The 16,307-nt window shown below is 74.3% G+C and carries 16 protein-coding genes; 9 read left to right on the forward strand and 7 right to left on the reverse strand.

All coding sequences use genetic code 11. The annotated features are described in order from the left end of the window. Positions 1 to 6: 6 nt before the first annotated feature. From GSY65_RS12730 to chpG, 6 genes are all read right to left on the reverse strand, one after another. Positions 7 to 513: a hypothetical protein gene (locus GSY65_RS12730; protein ID WP_159767434.1), complete on the reverse strand. Its 507-nt coding sequence runs from the start codon at positions 511 to 513 to the stop codon at positions 7 to 9. Positions 514 to 717: 204 nt separating this feature from the next. After that, on the reverse strand, positions 718 to 1,323 hold the full coding sequence (locus GSY65_RS12735) for a vitamin K epoxide reductase family protein (protein WP_159767435.1): 606 nt from the start codon (positions 1,321 to 1,323) through the stop codon (positions 718 to 720). Beyond that, positions 1,323 to 1,820, reverse strand: coding sequence for a DUF5949 family protein (locus GSY65_RS12740; protein ID WP_159767436.1), 498 nt, complete (start codon positions 1,818 to 1,820; stop codon positions 1,323 to 1,325). Before GSY65_RS12740 ends, GSY65_RS12735 begins: the two co-directional genes overlap by 1 nt. Before the next feature lie 173 nt (positions 1,821 to 1,993). Continuing rightward, positions 1,994 to 2,287, reverse strand: a complete 294-nt coding sequence (locus GSY65_RS12745) for a hypothetical protein (protein ID WP_159767437.1) — start codon at positions 2,285 to 2,287, stop codon at positions 1,994 to 1,996. A gap of 210 nt (positions 2,288 to 2,497) precedes the next feature. Beyond that, a complete protein-coding gene (locus GSY65_RS12750; RefSeq protein WP_159767438.1) occupies positions 2,498 to 3,304 on the reverse strand; it encodes a hypothetical protein in 807 nt (268 codons plus the stop codon). 147 nt (positions 3,305 to 3,451) lie between these two features. Further along, entirely contained in the window at positions 3,452 to 3,691 is a 240-nt protein-coding gene (chpG, locus tag GSY65_RS12755) for a chaplin ChpG (RefSeq protein ID WP_159767439.1), read from the reverse strand. 322 nt (positions 3,692 to 4,013) lie between these two features. Here chpG and GSY65_RS12760 point away from each other — a divergent pair, with 322 nt between their 5' ends. The 9 genes from GSY65_RS12760 to GSY65_RS12800 are packed head-to-tail and all read left to right on the forward strand — an operon-like array spanning position 4,014 to position 14,894. Beyond that, a complete protein-coding gene (locus tag GSY65_RS12760) occupies positions 4,014 to 5,135 on the forward strand; it encodes a DUF3344 domain-containing protein (RefSeq protein WP_201452524.1) in 1,122 nt (373 codons plus the stop codon). A gap of 39 nt (positions 5,136 to 5,174) precedes the next feature. Further along, a complete protein-coding gene (locus tag GSY65_RS12765) occupies positions 5,175 to 6,347 on the forward strand; it encodes a glycosyltransferase family 4 protein (protein WP_159767440.1) in 1,173 nt (390 codons plus the stop codon). After that, positions 6,344 to 7,795 carry an exopolysaccharide biosynthesis polyprenyl glycosylphosphotransferase gene (locus GSY65_RS12770; RefSeq protein ID WP_236579765.1) on the forward strand — a complete coding sequence of 484 codons (1,452 nt, stop codon included), beginning with the start codon at positions 6,344 to 6,346 and terminating at the stop codon, positions 7,793 to 7,795. The genes GSY65_RS12765 and GSY65_RS12770 overlap by 4 nt, the downstream gene beginning before the upstream one ends. Before the next feature lie 11 nt (positions 7,796 to 7,806). After that, positions 7,807 to 9,144: an O-antigen ligase family protein gene (locus GSY65_RS12775; protein ID WP_159775867.1), complete on the forward strand. Its 1,338-nt coding sequence runs from the start codon at positions 7,807 to 7,809 to the stop codon at positions 9,142 to 9,144. Beyond that, positions 9,141 to 11,093, forward strand: coding sequence for a murein biosynthesis integral membrane protein MurJ (murJ, locus tag GSY65_RS12780; protein ID WP_159767442.1), 1,953 nt, complete (start codon positions 9,141 to 9,143; stop codon positions 11,091 to 11,093). The genes GSY65_RS12775 and murJ overlap by 4 nt, the downstream gene beginning before the upstream one ends. 58 nt (positions 11,094 to 11,151) lie before the next feature. Continuing rightward, entirely contained in the window at positions 11,152 to 11,844 is a 693-nt protein-coding gene (locus GSY65_RS12785) for a polysaccharide deacetylase family protein (protein ID WP_159775869.1), read from the forward strand. 7 nt (positions 11,845 to 11,851) lie between these two features. Then, a complete protein-coding gene (locus GSY65_RS12790; protein WP_159767443.1) occupies positions 11,852 to 13,000 on the forward strand; it encodes a glycosyltransferase in 1,149 nt (382 codons plus the stop codon). Beyond that, positions 12,997 to 13,671, forward strand: coding sequence for a lipopolysaccharide biosynthesis protein (locus GSY65_RS12795; RefSeq protein ID WP_159767444.1), 675 nt, complete (start codon positions 12,997 to 12,999; stop codon positions 13,669 to 13,671). The genes GSY65_RS12790 and GSY65_RS12795 overlap by 4 nt, the downstream gene beginning before the upstream one ends. A 14-nt stretch (positions 13,672 to 13,685) precedes the next feature. Further along, positions 13,686 to 14,894 (forward strand): GNAT family N-acetyltransferase, encoded by a 1,209-nt coding sequence (locus GSY65_RS12800; RefSeq protein ID WP_159775871.1) that lies wholly within the window; start codon positions 13,686 to 13,688, stop codon positions 14,892 to 14,894. A gap of 22 nt (positions 14,895 to 14,916) precedes the next feature. Here GSY65_RS12800 and GSY65_RS12805 read toward each other — a convergent pair whose 3' ends face one another. Continuing rightward, positions 14,917 to 16,260 carry a glycoside hydrolase family 26 protein gene (locus GSY65_RS12805; RefSeq protein WP_201452525.1) on the reverse strand — a complete coding sequence of 448 codons (1,344 nt, stop codon included), beginning with the start codon at positions 16,258 to 16,260 and terminating at the stop codon, positions 14,917 to 14,919. Positions 16,261 to 16,307 lie beyond the last annotated feature (47 nt).

Consider the following 16,307-nt stretch of genomic DNA (forward strand, 5'->3'; position numbering starts at 1 on the left):
CCGGGCTCAGCCGAGGCCCAGGCTCGCGGTCGGCTCCGTCCGCAGCACGGGGGCGAGCAGACCCACCTCGGCGTCCTTGGTCAGCGGGAGGCCGAACATCTGGGGGTTCGGCGAGGTCAGGGGGGTGTCGGCGTGCAGGCCGGGGGTGAGGGTCCGCAGGTCGGCGGCGGGCGCGTCGACGCCCACGTGCTCGAAGCCCTCTCCGACGACCCGGGGCAGCGGGGTGTCGGCGACGACGCCGGGCAGGGCGGCGCCGAGCGGGACCTGTGGCAGGGCGCTGGCCGGCAGCAGCCGCCCCTCGACGTACTGCGGGCCCTCCGGGGCACCCGGCGTGAGCAGCGGCAGTTCGCCGCCCAGCCGCGGCATCTTCACGTTCAGGGAGTGCTCGACACCTTCGAGCGGTACGGGGACGGGGACCGTCTCGGCCGCGGCTGCGGGGGCGGCGGAGGCACCCATGGCTGCCGCCACACCGGTGACGACGGCGGCAAGGGTTCCTCGGGTGGTCGGCTTCATTCTCGGTACGGTCCCTTTCAGGCATGGACGGATGCGACGGACGGATGTGCTGGGATCGACGGTTCACCCACCGCGTGGAGAGGGCTCGCCGCCGTACCGGCTCAACGATCCGGGGATCTCCCCCAGCGGAAGATTCGCCCGAGTGCCGCATTAGTCCTAGAGACATACCGATCAGCAAGAAATACGGGTATGGGGATCACTCGATCAGCTCGTCCAGAAATCCCACCAGCGGGTCAGGATGAGCATGCCGACCGCTCCGAGGTGGGCCACGACGATCACCCAGGTGAACTCGCCGAGGAACGCGCGCAGCCGGGCCGGGGCGGGCAGGAAGCCATGGCGCACGATGTGCGAGGTCAGGTACCAGAAGAGGACGATGGTGGCGATCCACGCCAGACAGCACCACAGGCAGAGCGCGTTGATCCGGTACAGCGACTGGAACTGAAGCCACGTCACGAAGCCGACCCCGAAGAGGGTGCCCGCCTCGAACGTGAGCCAGTACCACCCCGGGAACCCCGCTCCGGCGAGCAGACTCACGCCGACGCAGACGACGATGCCGTAGGCCACCAGGCCGAGCATCGGGTTGGGGAAGCCGAAGGCGGACGCCTGCTCGCTCTTCATGATGCTGCCGCAGGACACGACCGGGTTGAGGCTGCATCCGGGGGTGAAGCCCGGGTCCTCCAGCAGCTTGAACTTGTCGAGAGTGATCACCCAGGACGCGAGCAGGCCGGCCGCGCCGGTGAGCAGCAGCAGGATCGCGAAGGCACGGCCGCCGCCCGCCGTGCGCGACGGCCGCCGCGCCCGGTCGGCCATCAGCGGCGCAGGGTGCGGGCCGGCAGGAGGACGTGTGCCGCGCTGCCGAGGGTCTCGCTGTCACCGGCGAAGGCGGCGAGGGCCTCCGGCTCGACGGGCTTGCCGGGTTCGGCCTGCGGCCACGGGCGGGTCGCGAACACCAGGTAGGCGTAGCCGCGTTCACCGACGGCGGCGAGCCACTCCGGCGGGGCCGGGCACTGGGCGTTGAGCTGCGGCATGGTCACGACGGCCTGGCCCGCCTCGACGAGCAGGGTGACCGGGAGGCTGGGGTGGGCGGCGCCGTCGACGACCTGGTCGCCGAGGGGCAGGCCGAGGCTCGCCAGCAGGTCGGCGACGGCGGCCGAGGAGCCCTCCGGGCCGTTCGCACCGTCACCGAGGGTGTAGGCGAGCAGGTACGGCATGTCTCCGTCGGGGGCTTCGCCGCTCCACGCCATGACGACGAGCGTGCCGATCTCGGCGGGGCGGAAAGGGCGGGTTTCAGCGGAAGTTGAGGTCACCGCGGAACACTATCCGCGCCCGCGAAACACCCTCGTCGTCTTTTCACCCGCCCGGGCGATGGGCGGGAGCCGACCACACGAACGAGGGATACGGCTCGAACAGCGCGACGCCCGCGCGAAGGGCCGGCTCCGCGGCTGCGCGGAACCGGCCCTTCGCGACCGTACGGGAACCGTCAGCCCTGGAGGGGGAGACCGCCGAGGAGCTGGGTGGGGCCCGTGGGCGAGTTGAGGGTCTTGGTCAGGCCGTTGACGGTGTTGAGCACGGAGTCCTTGTTCTCCGTGTCCAGCGCGTTCGACTGCTGCTGGAGCGGCGGCTCGACCTCGAGGGGATGGCTGAGGACCGTGTCCACGGCACCGTTGAGGCTGCTGGGAGTGACGTCCGCGGCGTCGTAGGCAAAGGCCGGCGTCGCGGCCCCCGCGATGGCGATGGACCCGGCGACGACAGCGGCGGCCTTCAGGGACTTCATCCTGTTCCTCTCCTCGGGTGCGGGAAGCACTGCGCCGTGTCCAACGAGTTCCCGGGCCGGCGGAAACCCCGAACCACACAGGTCATATCTGACACCGAGCGACACGTCATACGAAACAGCCGTCGCACCGACCGGGGACGGTGGCCGGTGCGACGGCCGCCGGCGCGGGGCGGGGGGGGACGGGGCCGCCGCACGCGCCGCACCCCGGTCTCACTCGACGGACAGTGCGACCGGCGGCTTCACGGGGACCGGACCGGCCGGCGGCGCCACGGGAACCAGACCGGCGGGCGGCCGCGCCGGGACGCGGCCGGTGGGTGCCGGCAGGCCACTGCCGAGCAGGGTGGCCGCGACCACCTCGACGACACCGCTCAGGACCCCGTGGACGGCGGCCCCCACCGTGGCGGCATCCCCGGAGACGGCCGCCGCGAGCAGCGCGTCCACCCCCTCCCGCAGCGAAGCGAGCGCGGCGTCCACGAGACCGGCGGGTGCGGCGGCCACAGACGGGGCGACCGGTGCGGCGACCGGCGGGGTACGCCGGGCGGGGACGGCGACCGCCGGAGCGACGGGGACGGCCACCGGCGGCGCGACCGAGGCGGCGACCGGCGGCAGAGCAGCCGGCGCGACCGGAACGACAACCGGCGGCATGGCCGAGGCAGCAGCCGACGGCACAGCGGAGAAGGCGACCGACGGCGTGACCGAAGCGGCGCCCCTCGCCCTGGCGATGGCGTCCCGCGCGGCCTTGCCCAGTTCGGCGGAGCGTGCGGCGGAGAGCCGGCCCCGCTCCGCCTTGAGCACGGCGTTCAGCAGATCGGTGACGGGATCCAGTACGCCGCCGAGGTCACCGAACCCCTTGACCTGCGCCAGCAGTGCGTCCGTGTCGGGGACGGGCGCCGCCGACCGTGCCCGGTCACCCGCGGACCCTGCGTCGTCCGCCGTCGCGGCGGGGGCGGACACACCGAGCAGGAGCGCGGCGCTGAGCGCGCAGGCGGCGAGGCACCGCGCGGGCAGGGCTGGCATGGGCGTTCCTCCCGATCTGGCGACGGATGCTGGTGTCACCGTCGAATCGGCGCCGTCCACCCGCAACCGAGCGGCCTCCATCCGGCGCAACGCGAACCGGCCGTCCTCCCCACGGGAGGACGGCCGGTCGAGGGAACAGTGCGAACGTCAGTCGTTGAAGCACTGGTTGCCGAACGCGGGGTTCAGCAGCCCGACGACGTTGACGGTGTTGCCGCAGACGTTGACCGGGACGTGGACCGGAACCTGGACGACGTTGCCGGACAGCACACCCGGGGAGTGAGCGGCAGCGCCCATCGCCCCGCTGTCGGCGGCGGCGACACCGGCGGTGCCCGCCACGGCCGCGGCAGCAACGGAGGTGAGGGCCAGGCCCTTCGCGATACGCGACATGGAGTGGTGCTCCTTGGAATTGACGCAAAAGACATCCGGGCGGGGATTGCCCGGCGCAGAGACAACGCGTGGTGCCCACGGGGGGTTGTGCCTCCGATGGAGTGATCTCACGAAAGCCGTGTTTCACCATTCCGACACACTTGGTGCGTTTCGCCGATAAATACCAATAGCGGGATAGAGTTGCGCACCTCCCGAGGCCGCCGCGGCCCGTGCACGATGCGTCGATTTCCCCCCGTGATCCGCCGAGTTCCGCCCGTTTCCACGACGATCCGCGGCTTGCCCCATGCACTGAGAACGAGCTCCCGAAAGGGCACCGTCGGACATGCGAATTCACCCGGGTCATCTGCTGCGCCGTGCGATGGCGGGCTGTTGCGCGCTGACCGCGACCGCCCTGTGGGCCGTCGGCGCCCCCGCGACGGCCGCGCCGCAGGCGCCGCCCGCGCCGGAGGCCGAGCGGCTGGCCTTCACGGAGCGCTACCGGGCGGTGCAGCACGGCGGGATCGTCCGCGCGGCCAACTCCTCCATCACCTGCCGTGTCCCGTCCGTGCCGGCGCCCCTGCCGGGGGACTCGTCCTGCAGCGCGGCGCGTGCGGGCCGTACGGGGGTGAACGGCGACTTCGACATGTTCTACATCGACGTCGACCGGGACCCAAACACCTACAACTCCAGCCGCGGCGAGGTCCGGCTGCCGCGGGGCGCGCGGGTGTCGTACGCGCGGCTGTACTGGGGCGGGAACCTGCGGGTCGGTGAGCAGAAGCCGCCGAAGGACAACGGGCGGGTGCTGATCGCGGAGCCGGGCGGCCAGTACAAGGAGGTGCTGGCGGACAACGTGGTCGGGCACCGGGTGGCGCGCGGCGCGGACGCCTACCAGGCGTCGGCGGACGTGACCCGGCTGGTGCGGTCCAGCGGTTCCGGGCTCTACACGGTGGCGCAGGTCAACGTGGCCATGGGCCGCTCGGCGGCCGGAGCCTGGGGCGGATGGACGCTGATGGTGGCGTACGAGAACCCCGCCGAGCCGCTGCGGCACCTGGCGATGTGGGACGGCTTCGACGCGCTCGCGAAGGGCGGGGAGCAGCGGATCGGGATGCGCGGACCGGCGTTCCCGAAGCGGGCGCGCGGCCAGGTGGGTCTGGTGGCCTACAACGGGGACCGGGGCCGCACGGGCGATTCGCTCACCGTTTCGACCGGTCAGGGCGCGGCCGTCGCGCTGCACGACGCGGCCAACCCGGCGGACGACGTACTGAACTCCACGATCAGCGGGCCTGGAACGGCCGGTGTGCGGCGTACGCCCGCGTACTCCAACACGCTCGGCTACGACTCGGACGTTCTCGAACTGGGCGACGGAATCCGGCGCGGCGGTGACCAGTTGGCCTTCCGGATCGTTTCGCAGCGGGACGCGGCCTGGGTCGGGGCGCTCTTCGTCGCCGTCGACGCCAAGCAGTGACGTGCGCCGTCAGGCGCCGCCCATGAGCGAGGAACGCGCATGCACCTGTCACCATCCGACCCTCCGTCGCGGGTCCTGCACCTCACCCAGCCGGTCGACGGCGGGGTCGCCCGGGTCTTGACGGACCTGGTGCGGGCACAGCTCGCCGAGGGTCTGCGGGTCTCGGTGGCCTGCCCCGACGGTCCGCTCGCCCCGGCCCTGCGCGCGCTCGGCGCGGACGTACGGCACTGGGCGGCGACCCGGTCGCCGGGGCCGGGTCTCGCCTCCGAGGTGCGGCGACTGCGGCGCGTGGTGGACGACGTGCGGCCCCAGCTCGTGCACGCGCACAGCGCGAAGGCGGGACTGGCGGGCCGGCTCGCGGTCCGGGGACGCGTCCCGACGGTCTTCCAGCCGCACGCCTGGTCGTTCGAGGCGGTCGGCGGCGCCCTGGGGGCGCTGGCGCTCGGATGGGAGCGGGCGGGGGCACGTTGGGCCTCGCGGGTGGTGTGCGTCAGTGCGGCGGAACGGGCGACCGGGGAGCGGTCCGGGGTGCGCGCGCGGTGGTCGGTGATCCCCAACGGGGTCGACACCGGGCGTTTCCGGCCGGCCGACGCGGCCGCCGTACGGGCCGGGATTCCGCTGCTCGCCGAGGCAGGGGCCGACGCTCCGCTGGTGGTGTGCGTGGGGCGGCTGTGCCGGCAGAAGGGGCAGGACGTGCTCCTGGCGGCATGGGAGACCGTGCGGCGCGGGGTGCCGGGCGCGCGGCTCGTGCTCGTCGGGGACGGGCCGGACGGCGAACGGCTGCGGGCCCTCGCGCCCGAGGGTGTGCTGTTCGCCGGGGGTGTCGCGGACACCGTGCCGTGGTGCCAGGCCGCCGACGTGGTGGTGCTGCCGTCCCGGTGGGAGGGCATGGCACTGGCACCGCTGGAGGCGATGGCGTGCGGGCGGCCCGTCGTCCTCACCGATGTGGACGGGGCCCGCGAGAGCCTGCCACCGGGGCAGGAGCCGGTGCCCGCAGAGGATCCGGCCGCGCTCGCCGGGGCGATCACCGGGCTGCTGCTCGATCCGCCGCTGCGCGAGTCACTCGGCCGGCAGGGGCGCCATCACGTACTGACCACGCACGACGTGCGGCACATGACCGGAGCCGTCGCGGGCGTGTACCGCGAACTGCTCGGCGGTGCGGACGACGGGTGCGTGGAAGCCACCGAGTGCAGGGAGTCGATTCAGACGTGACTGCGGAAAGCACCGAAAGCACCGTCCCCTCCACCGGTGGACAGCAACGCGAGTTCGCGGGCACGACCGTGTCCGTCGTGCCGCCGCGCGAGGCCGTCGGCGGTCTCGCCCTCCCTGTGGGCCGGCGGCCCGCCCGGCGCCCCACGGGGCTGCCGCTGCTCGCCGTCGACGGCACGGCCGCGCTCATCGCGGTCCTGGCGCTCACCGGCGACCGGACGCCCGGGCGGCCGTTGATGGTCGCCGCCCTGATACTGGTCGTGGCGTGGCTGAACTCGCGGGCGGGCCTGTACCGGCCGCCCGCCGTGCCCGCCGTGCTCGACGAACTGCCCGTCGTGTGCGCCCGGATCGTGCTCGGCTGGTGCGCCCTCGGCGCCGGCGTCGCCGCGTACTCACCCGACCACGCGCTGTCCGCGCAGGAGCTGGCGCTCGGCTGCACGCTGCAGTCGGCGGCCGCGTGCGCGGGCCGGGGCGCGGTCCACTGGCTGCGGCGCCGGACCCTGGTCCGGCGGCCCGGCACGGCCCTGGTGGTGGGCCCGGCCGCGACCGCGCAGCGGGTGGCCGCCGCGTTCCAGCGGCACCCGTCGTGCGGACTGCGCCCGGTGGGTGTCGTCGCCGACCAGCCGGGCGGGGGCGAAGGGCTGCCGGTGCTGACGACGGCCGAGGAGGTGCGGCGGGCGGTCGTGCAGAACAGTGTGCGGGCCGTGCTCGTCGTCGGCTCCCGCACCGAACGCGCCCCGCTGCTGCGCTCGCTGGAGGCCGACGGGTGCGCGCTGTGGGAGGTGGACGCCCAGGTCCCCGCGTACGGCAGGGACGGCTCGACGGAGCTGCTCGCCGGGTTCGCCTGCCGGCGACTGGAGCTGACGTCGCGTCGGGAGCCATTCGGGAAAAGGGCGTTGGACGTCGCCGTGTCGGGTGCGCTGCTGCTGATGGTGAGTCCGCTGCTGCTGGTGTGCGCGGTGGTGCTGAGGCTGAGCGAGGGGCCCGGTGTGGTGTTCCGGCAGGAGCGGATCGGACGGGACGGCATGCCGTTCACGCTGCTGAAGTTCCGCACCCACCGCCCGGTCGACGCGCACGAGGCGGCGACCCGGTGGAGCGTGGCGAACGACCGGGAGATGGGCTGGTTCTGCCGTTTCCTGCGGCGGAGTTCGCTGGACGAGCTGCTCCAGCTGTGGAACGTGCTGCGCGGCGACATGAGCCTGGTCGGGCCACGGCCGGAACGGCCCTATTTCGTCGGGAAGTTCGGCCAGATGTATCCGGGCTACGCGGCCCGCCACCGGATGCGGACCGGGATCACCGGGCTCGCCCAGGTCACCGGGTTGCGCGGTGACACCTCCATCGAGGACAGGGCCCGCTTCGACAACGCGTACATCGACAACTGGTCGCTGTGGCAGGACTTCTGCATCCTGCTGCGCACGGCGGCCGCGCTCGTCCGTCCCACGGGGAGCTGACCGTGACGTCTCTGCGCGCTGCCGCGCCCGTCCTGCCCGTGGTCGCCGTCGTGGCCGCGCTCGCCCTGCCGGTCACTCCCGGCGCCGAGGGCGGCGCGACCCCGGCCGACGCCGTCTCCGGGCTGCTGGTGCTGTGGTGCGCCGTACGGCTGCTGCGCGACCGGCGGCGCACCCTGTCGCGTACCGCGGCGGTGGTGCTCGGGCTGCCCGTGGCGGGGCTGGCGCTGGCGGCGGCCGGGGCGGCCGACCCGGGGGCCGGGACGGCCGGGCTCGGCCGGTACCTCCAGATCTTCGTGCTGGTCCCGGCGGCGGTGCTGATGAGCGTCCGCGGCCGGGACGGTTTCCGGACGGTGGCGTGGTCGTTCGTGGGGCTGGCGCTGTGGGAGGGCGCCGTCGGCGCGCACCAGTACGCCACCGGGACCGGGGCCAGTTACGCCGGTGAGGACATCCGCGCCGTGGGGACCTTCGGTGCAGGGGACGTCATGGGGATGGCGACCGTGGTGTCGCTGGGGCTGGTCTGCTCGGTGGGGCTGGCGCTGGCGCCCGCCTCGGCGCGGCAGCGGGTCTGGGCGCTGGTCTGCTCGGTGCTGCTGGTGCTGCCGCTCGCGGTGTCGTTCAGCCGGGGCGCGTGGATCGCCACGGCGGTGGCGTGCGGACTCCAGGTGGTGCTGGCCGGGCTGCGGCGGGCCGTCGGGGTCTTCGCCGTCGTCGCCGCCGTGGGTGTCGTCCTCGTCGGCGGGCTCGGGATCGGGTCGCAGATGCTGCAGGAGCGCATCAGCAGCATCACGCGGGTCGCCGACGCGCCGGACCAGTCGGTCACCGACCGGTACACGATGTGGGCCGCCGCCGTCGGCATGTGGCGCGAACAGCCCCTGACGGGTGTCGGGTTGAAGGGCTTCCCCGAGCACCGGGACGGCCACGCCTCGCTGGCTCTGTCGTCCGGCAGCGACATCGCGGGCGCCGGTACGGCGTACCAGAAGCAGCCGCTGCTGTCGCCGCACAACATGTACCTGCTGGTGCTGAGCGAGCAGGGGCTCGTCGGGCTGGTGACACTGGCCGGGAGCTGGCTGGCGCTCGCCGTGTGCGGGCTGCGCGGACTGGTGCGGGTGCGGCGGTCGCCCGGCGGCCGGCGGGGCGGGCTCGACTGCGGGCTCGTCGCCTGCGGGCTGATCGCCTGGGTGCTGGTCGACTTCGGGTACGCCGACATCGGCGGGCCCACGACCGTGCTGACGGCCGTGTGCTTCGGGCTGGTGGCCTGGTGGGCGCTGGCGGACAGGACCGCCGCGGGCGCCGTGCCCCCGGCCGGGGCCGTGCCGGCCCGCGTCCCGGAAGGGGCCGGAGCGCGATGACGCCGACACCTCCCCCGGTCCCCTCGCCACCCCCGGTCCCTCCGGTCTCCGCCGCGGGCGACGCGGTCGGCGACAAGGCCACCAGAGCGGTGGTCCCGGGCGCCCGGTCGCCCATGCCCCCGGAGGTCGCGCCGCCCACCGGCCGGTTCCTCGCCAAGGCCACCCTCGTCACGGCGGCGCTCACGGCCGCGGCGGCGCTGCTGGGGCTCGGCCGGGACCAGGCCCTGTCGTATCTGTTCGGGGCCGGCAGCGAGACGGACGCCTTCCTGGTGGCCTGGACCGTGCCGGAGTTCGCTGCGACCCTGCTGATCGAGGACGGCATGGCGTTCGTGCTGGTGCCGGCGTTCAGTGTGGCCGTGGCCCGGCGGGCGCGGGGCGGCACGGGCGACCCGGTGCGCTCCCTGGTCGCGACGACGCTCCCCCGGCTGACGCTGGCCTTCGCGGCGGCGGCCACGCTGCTGATCCTCGGCGCGCCCTATCTGGTCGAGGTGCTCGCCCCCGGTCTGCCCAACCACCGGCTCGCCGTCGACTGCACCCGGCTGACCGGCACCTGTGTGCTCACCTTCGGCCTGGCCGGCTACTGCAGCGCGGCCCTGCGCGCGCACCGCCGGTTCGTGGCGCCCGCGGCGATCTACGTGGCGTACAACACCGCGATCATCACGGCGATGTTCGTGCTCGGCGGGCGCTGGGGCGTGCGGGCCGCGGCCGTCGGGGTCGCCGTGGGCGGCGGGTTGATGATCCTCACCCAGCTGCCGTCGCTCCTGCGGCAACTGCGCCGGAAGACGCGGACCGCCACGGAGGAACGGGCCACCACGGGCGCGCCCGCGGCCCTCGGCACCGACGCCGCACCCGCCCTCGTGCCCCACTCCACGCCCGCCCCCGCCCCCGGGGCTCCACCCTCCTCCGGGACCGACGCCGACGCCGCCCCCGCCTCCGAACCTGCCTCCGAACCCGTTTCCGGCTCCGGTTCCGGGGCCGGGCCCGGAACCGGGTCCAGGGCCGAGGCCGGGATCGAGGCAGAGGCCGGCACCAAATCCGGTTCCGGGGCCGGATCCGAGCCCGGTTCCGGTTCCCACGCGGCCCGCCCCGTGGAGTTCACGCTCATCGCCACCGTGCTGCTCTTCGCGCTGTGCCGGCAGTCCCAGGTGCTCATCGAACGGTTCCTCGCCTCGACGCTGCCCGCCGGGGCCATCTCGCACCTCAACTACGCCCAGAAGGTCGCGCAGATCCCGATGACGTTCTCGCTGATGCTGTGCACCGTCACCCTCCCGGTGGTGGCGCAGGCGATGGCCGAGGGCGACACCGAGCGGGCCCGCAACCGGGTGGAGAAGGACCTGGCGCTTGTGTCGTGCGTCGTGCTGCTGGGCGCGGCGGCGATCGTCGCGTGCGCCCCCCAGATCATCGAACTGCTCTTCCAGCGGGGCGCCTTCACCGGCGAGGACACCGCCGCGACCGCCGCCGTGATGCGGGTGTACGCGCTCGGGCTGCTCGGACACGCCCTGGTGAGCGCGCTGGTCCGCTCCTACTTCTCCGCCGGACGGCCCACCTGGTACCCGCTGGCCGCGATGGCCGCCGGTCTCGTCACCACCTCGTGGATCGGCACGGCGACCGTCGGCTCGTGGGGGGTCCTCGGGATCGCCGCCGCCAACGCCGCCGGCATCACCGTCAGCGCGCTGCTCCTGCTGCACGGCATGCGCGGACGGGCGGTGCCGATCCGCACCCGGCAGGTCGTGGCGGAGATGAGCAGGCCGGTGCGGGCTGCCCTGGCCGCGGGCGCGGTCGGCATGTACTGCGCCGGGCGGATCGATTCCCCGGTCCTCGGCCTGGCCGTCGGCGGCTCGGTCGTCCTCCTCGTCTTCGTCCTGCTGGCCTCGGCCATGGGCGCCTCAGGCGTCGCCCCCGCACTCCGTTCCGTCACACGAAGGCTCTCTCATGCCCGTCTCCGCTGAGCGCACACCGCTCACCGCCGCCCCAGAGCCGGCCGCCCCGGCCGCTCTCTGGGTGGCCATGTACCACTCCGTCGGCGACTGCTCCGACGACCCGTACCGCATCACCGTCTCGCCCGAACGGCTCGACGCGCAGCTCGGGTGGCTGCGCCGCCGCGGGCTGCGCGGGGTCGGCGTGGCCGAGTTGCTCGCCGCGCGCGCCCGCGGCGAGGGAGCGGACCTGGTGGGGCTGACCTTCGACGACGGGTACACCGACTTCGTGGAGGCGGCGCTGCCGCGGCTGCGGGCGCACGGCTTCGGGGCGACCCTCTTCGTGCTGCCGGGACGGCTGGGCGGGGAGAACGCCTGGGACCCGCTGGGCCCCCGCAAGCCGCTGCTGGACGCGGAGGGCATCAGGGAGGCCGCCGCCACCGAGGGCGTGGAGATCGGTTCGCACGGGCTGACCCACGTCGACCTCACGAAGGCGGACGACGCGACCCTGCGGGCCGAGACCGCCGAGAGCAGAGCGCTGCTCTCGGAGCTGACCGGTGCTCCCGTCCAGGGCTTCTGCTATCCGTACGGCACCCTCGACCAGCGGGCCGCCGACGCCGTGCGGGACGCCGGTTACGCGTACGCCTGCGCGATCGACCCCGGCCCGCTGAACGGCCCGTTCGCCCTGCCGCGGGTGCACATCGGCGAGGAGGACACCGCCGTACGGCTGCTGCTGAAGCGGAAGCTGCACCGGTGGCGGCGCCGGCCGGTCGAGGGGGTCTGAGTCCGTCGTGAAGGCGCTGCACATCATCACCGGGCTCGGCGTCGGGGGCGCGGAGCAGCAACTGCGGCTGCTGCTGCGTCATCTGCCGGTCGAGTGCGACGTGGTGACGCTCACCAATCCGGGCCCGGTCGCCGACGGCCTGAGGGCGGACGGCGTCCGCGTCACCCACCTCGGCATGAGCGGCAACCGGGACCTCGCGGCCCTGCCCCGGCTGGTGCGGGAGATCCGCAGGGGCGGCTACGACCTCGTCCACACCCATCTCTACCGGGCCTGCGTCTACGGCCGGGTCGCCGCCCGGCTGGCCGGGGTGCGGGCCGTGGTCGCCACCGAGCACTCGCTCGGCGACTCGCAGATGGAGGGGCGCAAGCTGTCCGGCGGGGTCCGCGCGCTGTATCTGGCCAGCGAGCGGCTGGGCCGGGCGACGGTCGCCGTCTCGCCCACGGTCGCGGAGCGGCTGGAGCGCTGGGGCGTACCGGGCCCGCGGACCGTCGTCGTCCCCAACGGCGTCGACCTCGCCGGGTTCCGCTTCGACGCGGCCCTGCGCGAGCGGACCCGGCGGCGGCTCGGGCTGCCGCAGGGCGCTTACGTCGTCGGCGGCGTCGGACGGCTCGCGGCGGGCAAGCGGTTCGACGTGCTGGTCCGGGCGGCGGCCCAGTTGCCGGACGACTGCTGGCTACTGCTCGTCGGCGGCGGCCCCGAGGAGAGCACGCTGCGGCGGGCCGCCCAGCGGACCGGGGTCGCCGACCGGGTGCTGCTGACCGGGGAGCGCCCGGCCGCGGGCTCCCCCGGCGCCGATCTGCCCTCCCTGATGAACGCCATGGACGTGCTCGCCTCGCCCAGCGCCGAGGAGGCCTTCGGGCTGGCGGTGGTGGAGGCCATGGCGTCCGGGCTGCCCGTGCTCTACGTCTCCTGCCCGGCGATCGAGGACCTGCCGCCGGAGGCGACCGTCGGCGCCCGCCGCGTCCAAGGGGGCGCCGAGTCGTTCGTACGCGCCCTGCTGGACGTCCGCGCGCGGGGCCCGCGCGACCGTGCCGCGCCCGCCGCCGCCCAGCACTACTGCATCACCCGCAGCGCCGCCCAGCTCATGAAGGTGTACGCGGCCGCCGTCTCCCCCACGCCCTCGCCGACCCCGTCCCTGGGAGTGAAGTCCGAATGACCGACCGTACCCCCGACCGTACGACCATGACCGACAGCGCCGGCCGTGGTGCGGCCCCCCTGCCGCGCCTGCGGACCCTGCCCCCCTGGTCCCTGCTCGCCGCCGGCGCCCTCATCGGCGGCGTGGCCGGTGGCGCGTACGGCGTGCTGACGCCGCCCGTGTACACCGCCACCAGCTATGTCGTCGCCGTGCCCACCGAGGGGTCGGACCCGCAGAGCGCGCTCGGTTTCGCGCAGGCCTACGGGCGGGTGGCCACCCAGCTCGCGGTGCTCGGGGACGCCCAGGTGTGGGCGGGGGTGCCGGTGTCCACGCTGAGGGAGAACGTGCGGACGGCGACCTCGCCGGACGCGCCGATGGTCGCCGTGTCCGCGACCTCCGCACGACCGGACGTCGCCGCCGACATGGCCAACGCGGTGTCGCGGGCGCTGACCCGGCACGCGAACGACGCCGGCAAGTCAACGCGCGTCGAGCTGCAGCAGTTCGCCCGCGCCACCCGGCCGACCGAGGCGTCCTCGGCGTCGGCGGCGGTGACCGGCCTGGTGGGCGCCGCCGCGGGCGGGCTGCTCGGCGGGCTCGCGCTGCTGGTCCGCCCCCGCCGCACGCCGCGGACCGCGCCCGCGGCCTCCGTGCCGGGCCCCGCGGTCGCCGTCGACGCCCATGGACAGCTGTGACCACCGCGCCGCTCATGGTGGCGGACCGCCGCGCCCTGCGTGCCGAACTCTGCACCGACGAGCACGAGTTCGGCGAGCTGGCCGACGCCTGGGACCGTCTGTACCGGCGGTGCTGCACGGCCACCCCGTTCCAGACCCACGCTTGGCTGCACTCCTGGTGGCTGTCGTACGGCAGACCGGGGCGGCTGCGGCTCGTCCTGGTCCGCGACGGCGCCGAGTTGCGGGCCGCCGCGCCGCTCATGCTGGTCCGGAGGCCCCTGCCGTGTCTGCTCCCGCTCGGGCACCCGATCTCCGACTTCGCCGACGTGCTGGTCGACGACGAGGACACCGACCGGGCGTCGGCCGCGCTCACCGAGGGACTGTCGGCCGCCGCGCGGACCGCGCTGATCGACTTCCGCGAGGTCCGGCCCGGCGCCGCCGTCGAACGGATCTACGAGCACTGGCAGGGGCCCCGGCGGAGGATCGCCGACTCGGTCTGTCTGGAGCTGCCCGCGCAGCCCATGGACGAGCTGCTCAAGCGGCTGCCGGGCTCCCGCGCCCAGCGCGTCCGGGCCAAGATCCGCAAGCTGGGCGATCTCGGCATCGTGCCGCGCGCCGTGGGCCACGACGAGGTGGGCCCCGCCCTGCGGACCATGCTGGACCTGCACCGGCTGCAGTGGCAGGACCGCAAGGTGACCACCGAGCACATGCGGCCCCGGTTCTCCGAGCACCTGGCCCGCTCGGTGGGGCCGATGGTGCGCTCCGGGGACGCCGTGGTCACCGAGTTCCGGCTGGGTGGCGACGTCATGGCCGTCGACGTCACCCTGCTGTCCCGGCGGCTGGCGGGCGGCTACCTCTACGGCGCCCACCCGGGGCTGCGGGAACGCAAGGCGGACGTCGCCACGATGCTGCTGGACTCCAGCGCCACGCAGGCCGCCACCGGCTCCCGGCAGGTGCTGAGCCTGCTGCGCGGCGCCGAACCGTACAAGTTGCGCTGGCGTCCCGACACCGTCGTCAACCAGCGGCTGCTGCTCGCCCGCCGGCGCACCGCCCCGATCCTGTCGGCGGTCGCCTGCGACGCGGCGGCCCGTGAACGCGGCAGGGAATTCGTCCGCGACCGGCGGGAGCGCGCCGCGGAGCGGGAGCGCGGGGAACGGGGCGAGCGGCCGGCCCCGGAGCAGGACCGGCCCCGCGGAGGCCGACGGGACGCGGAGCGGAGGGAACGCGGTGGCGACGGGCGGTGAACGGCCCGCCGCCACCGCCGGGTCACCGGTAGCGCTCCCACCAGTCCGTGCGGACGCAGAGCTTGCCGCCGATCCAGTACTCCACCCAGTCGCCCAGTTCCAGCGGCGAGCAGTTCGGCGGCCGTACCGGGGTCGTCGGGACGGGCTCGGCCGGTGTCGGGGTCGGGGTCGGCGTCGGGGTCACCGGCGGCTTCGGTGCGCCGCGTCCGGAGAGGATCGAACGGTAGACCTCGGACGCCCTCGGGTTGGTGCCGCACTGCCACACACCGTGCGGGCAGTAGTCCGTCACCGTGTTGTAGTACGGCTTGTGCTGGTCCATCCAGGCGAGCATGCGCCGCATGTACTCCGGGTTGTCGCCGTTGCGGAAGAGTCCCCATTCCGCATATGAGATGGGCTTCTTGTGCTCCTTCGCGAAATCGACGTGCGCCTGAAGGCCGTACGGCTCCGTCACCTGCTCGTCGAAGGCCATTCCGCGGGGCTGGTCGTAGGAGTCCATGCCGATGATGTCGACCGTGTCGTCCCCCGGATAGCACTGGGTCCAGGGAATGGCGTCCCGGCCGCGGTTCGGCGTCCAGTCGAACTTGAATCTCTGGCCCGGCACCGCGCGCATCGTGGTGACGATCCTGTTCCAGTACTTCTTCCAGCTCTCCGGGTCCGGCCCGCAGCGATGGGTGTACGTGATGCCGTTCATCTCCCAGCCGAGCACGATCACCGTGTCCGGCACCTTCAGTTGGACCAGCCGCTCCGCGAGCCTGCGGAAGTGGTGGTCGAACGCGCCGGAGGCGGCGCGGCGCAGCAGCTGGCGGACCTCCTCGTCGGGGACGCCCTCCTCGTTGCGCTCCATCATGGGGACGTTGAGGACGAACAGGCGGTCCTCCTGGGCCCGCCGCCACTCGGCCCAGGAGTCGAGGAAGCCGGGCAGGCCCTCGATGTTGGACCAGCGGTCACCCGGCAGGTACGTGTGCGCCACCCGCAGCTCCGAGCCGCCCAGCCAGCGGCTCAGCTCGGCGATCCGGGCGACACCGCGGGGGCCGTAGTGCAGATAGGCGCCGAACGCGGGTGGTTCCTCGGCGGACGACGGTGTCCGTGACGGCGTGGCCTGCCCGGGTGAGGTCGGGGACGGAGTGACGGACGGGGCGGGCGCCGGGGGCACGACCACGCCGGGGACCGGTGACGGTGTCACGGCGGCCGGTGTCACGGCGGCCGGCGCCACCGGCACCGGAGGGTCGGTCACCCGCACGACGGCGCCCACGGCGTACACCGGGACCGACGCGAGGGCCATCGACGTCACCGCACCGGCCGCGATCAGCGCCAGCCACCTCTTGCGGGGCCGCCCGTGCCGGGCGCGCCCCTGATGTGGAGCCATGTGCGCTCCTCTCTTCGCTTTTCTCACTTCGCTGCTTTCCGCCGCCG

This window comes from Streptomyces sp. HM190, assembly GCF_009857135.1.
In the GTDB taxonomy this organism is placed as follows: domain Bacteria; phylum Actinomycetota; class Actinomycetes; order Streptomycetales; family Streptomycetaceae; genus Streptomyces; species Streptomyces heilongjiangensis.

Coding starts and splice junctions, on each gene's coding strand:
- GSY65_RS12730 (WP_159767434.1), bottom strand. CDS start 513: ATGAAGCCGACCACCCGAGGAACCCTTGCCGCCGTCGTCACCGGTGTG.
- GSY65_RS12735 (WP_159767435.1), bottom strand. CDS start 1,323: ATGGCCGACCGGGCGCGGCGGCCGTCGCGCACGGCGGGCGGCGGCCGT.
- GSY65_RS12745 (WP_159767437.1), bottom strand. CDS start 2,287: ATGAAGTCCCTGAAGGCCGCCGCTGTCGTCGCCGGGTCCATCGCCATC.
- GSY65_RS12750 (WP_159767438.1), bottom strand. CDS start 3,304: ATGCCAGCCCTGCCCGCGCGGTGCCTCGCCGCCTGCGCGCTCAGCGCC.
- chpG (WP_159767439.1), bottom strand. CDS start 3,691: ATGTCGCGTATCGCGAAGGGCCTGGCCCTCACCTCCGTTGCTGCCGCG.
- GSY65_RS12760 (WP_201452524.1), top strand. CDS start 4,014: ATGCGAATTCACCCGGGTCATCTGCTGCGCCGTGCGATGGCGGGCTGT.
- GSY65_RS12765 (WP_159767440.1), top strand. CDS start 5,175: ATGCACCTGTCACCATCCGACCCTCCGTCGCGGGTCCTGCACCTCACC.
- murJ (WP_159767442.1), top strand. CDS start 9,141: ATGACGCCGACACCTCCCCCGGTCCCCTCGCCACCCCCGGTCCCTCCG.
- GSY65_RS12785 (WP_159775869.1), top strand. CDS start 11,152: ATGTACCACTCCGTCGGCGACTGCTCCGACGACCCGTACCGCATCACC.
- GSY65_RS12795 (WP_159767444.1), top strand. CDS start 12,997: ATGACCGACCGTACCCCCGACCGTACGACCATGACCGACAGCGCCGGC.
- GSY65_RS12800 (WP_159775871.1), top strand. CDS start 13,686: ATGGTGGCGGACCGCCGCGCCCTGCGTGCCGAACTCTGCACCGACGAG.
- GSY65_RS12805 (WP_201452525.1), bottom strand. CDS start 16,260: ATGGCTCCACATCAGGGGCGCGCCCGGCACGGGCGGCCCCGCAAGAGG.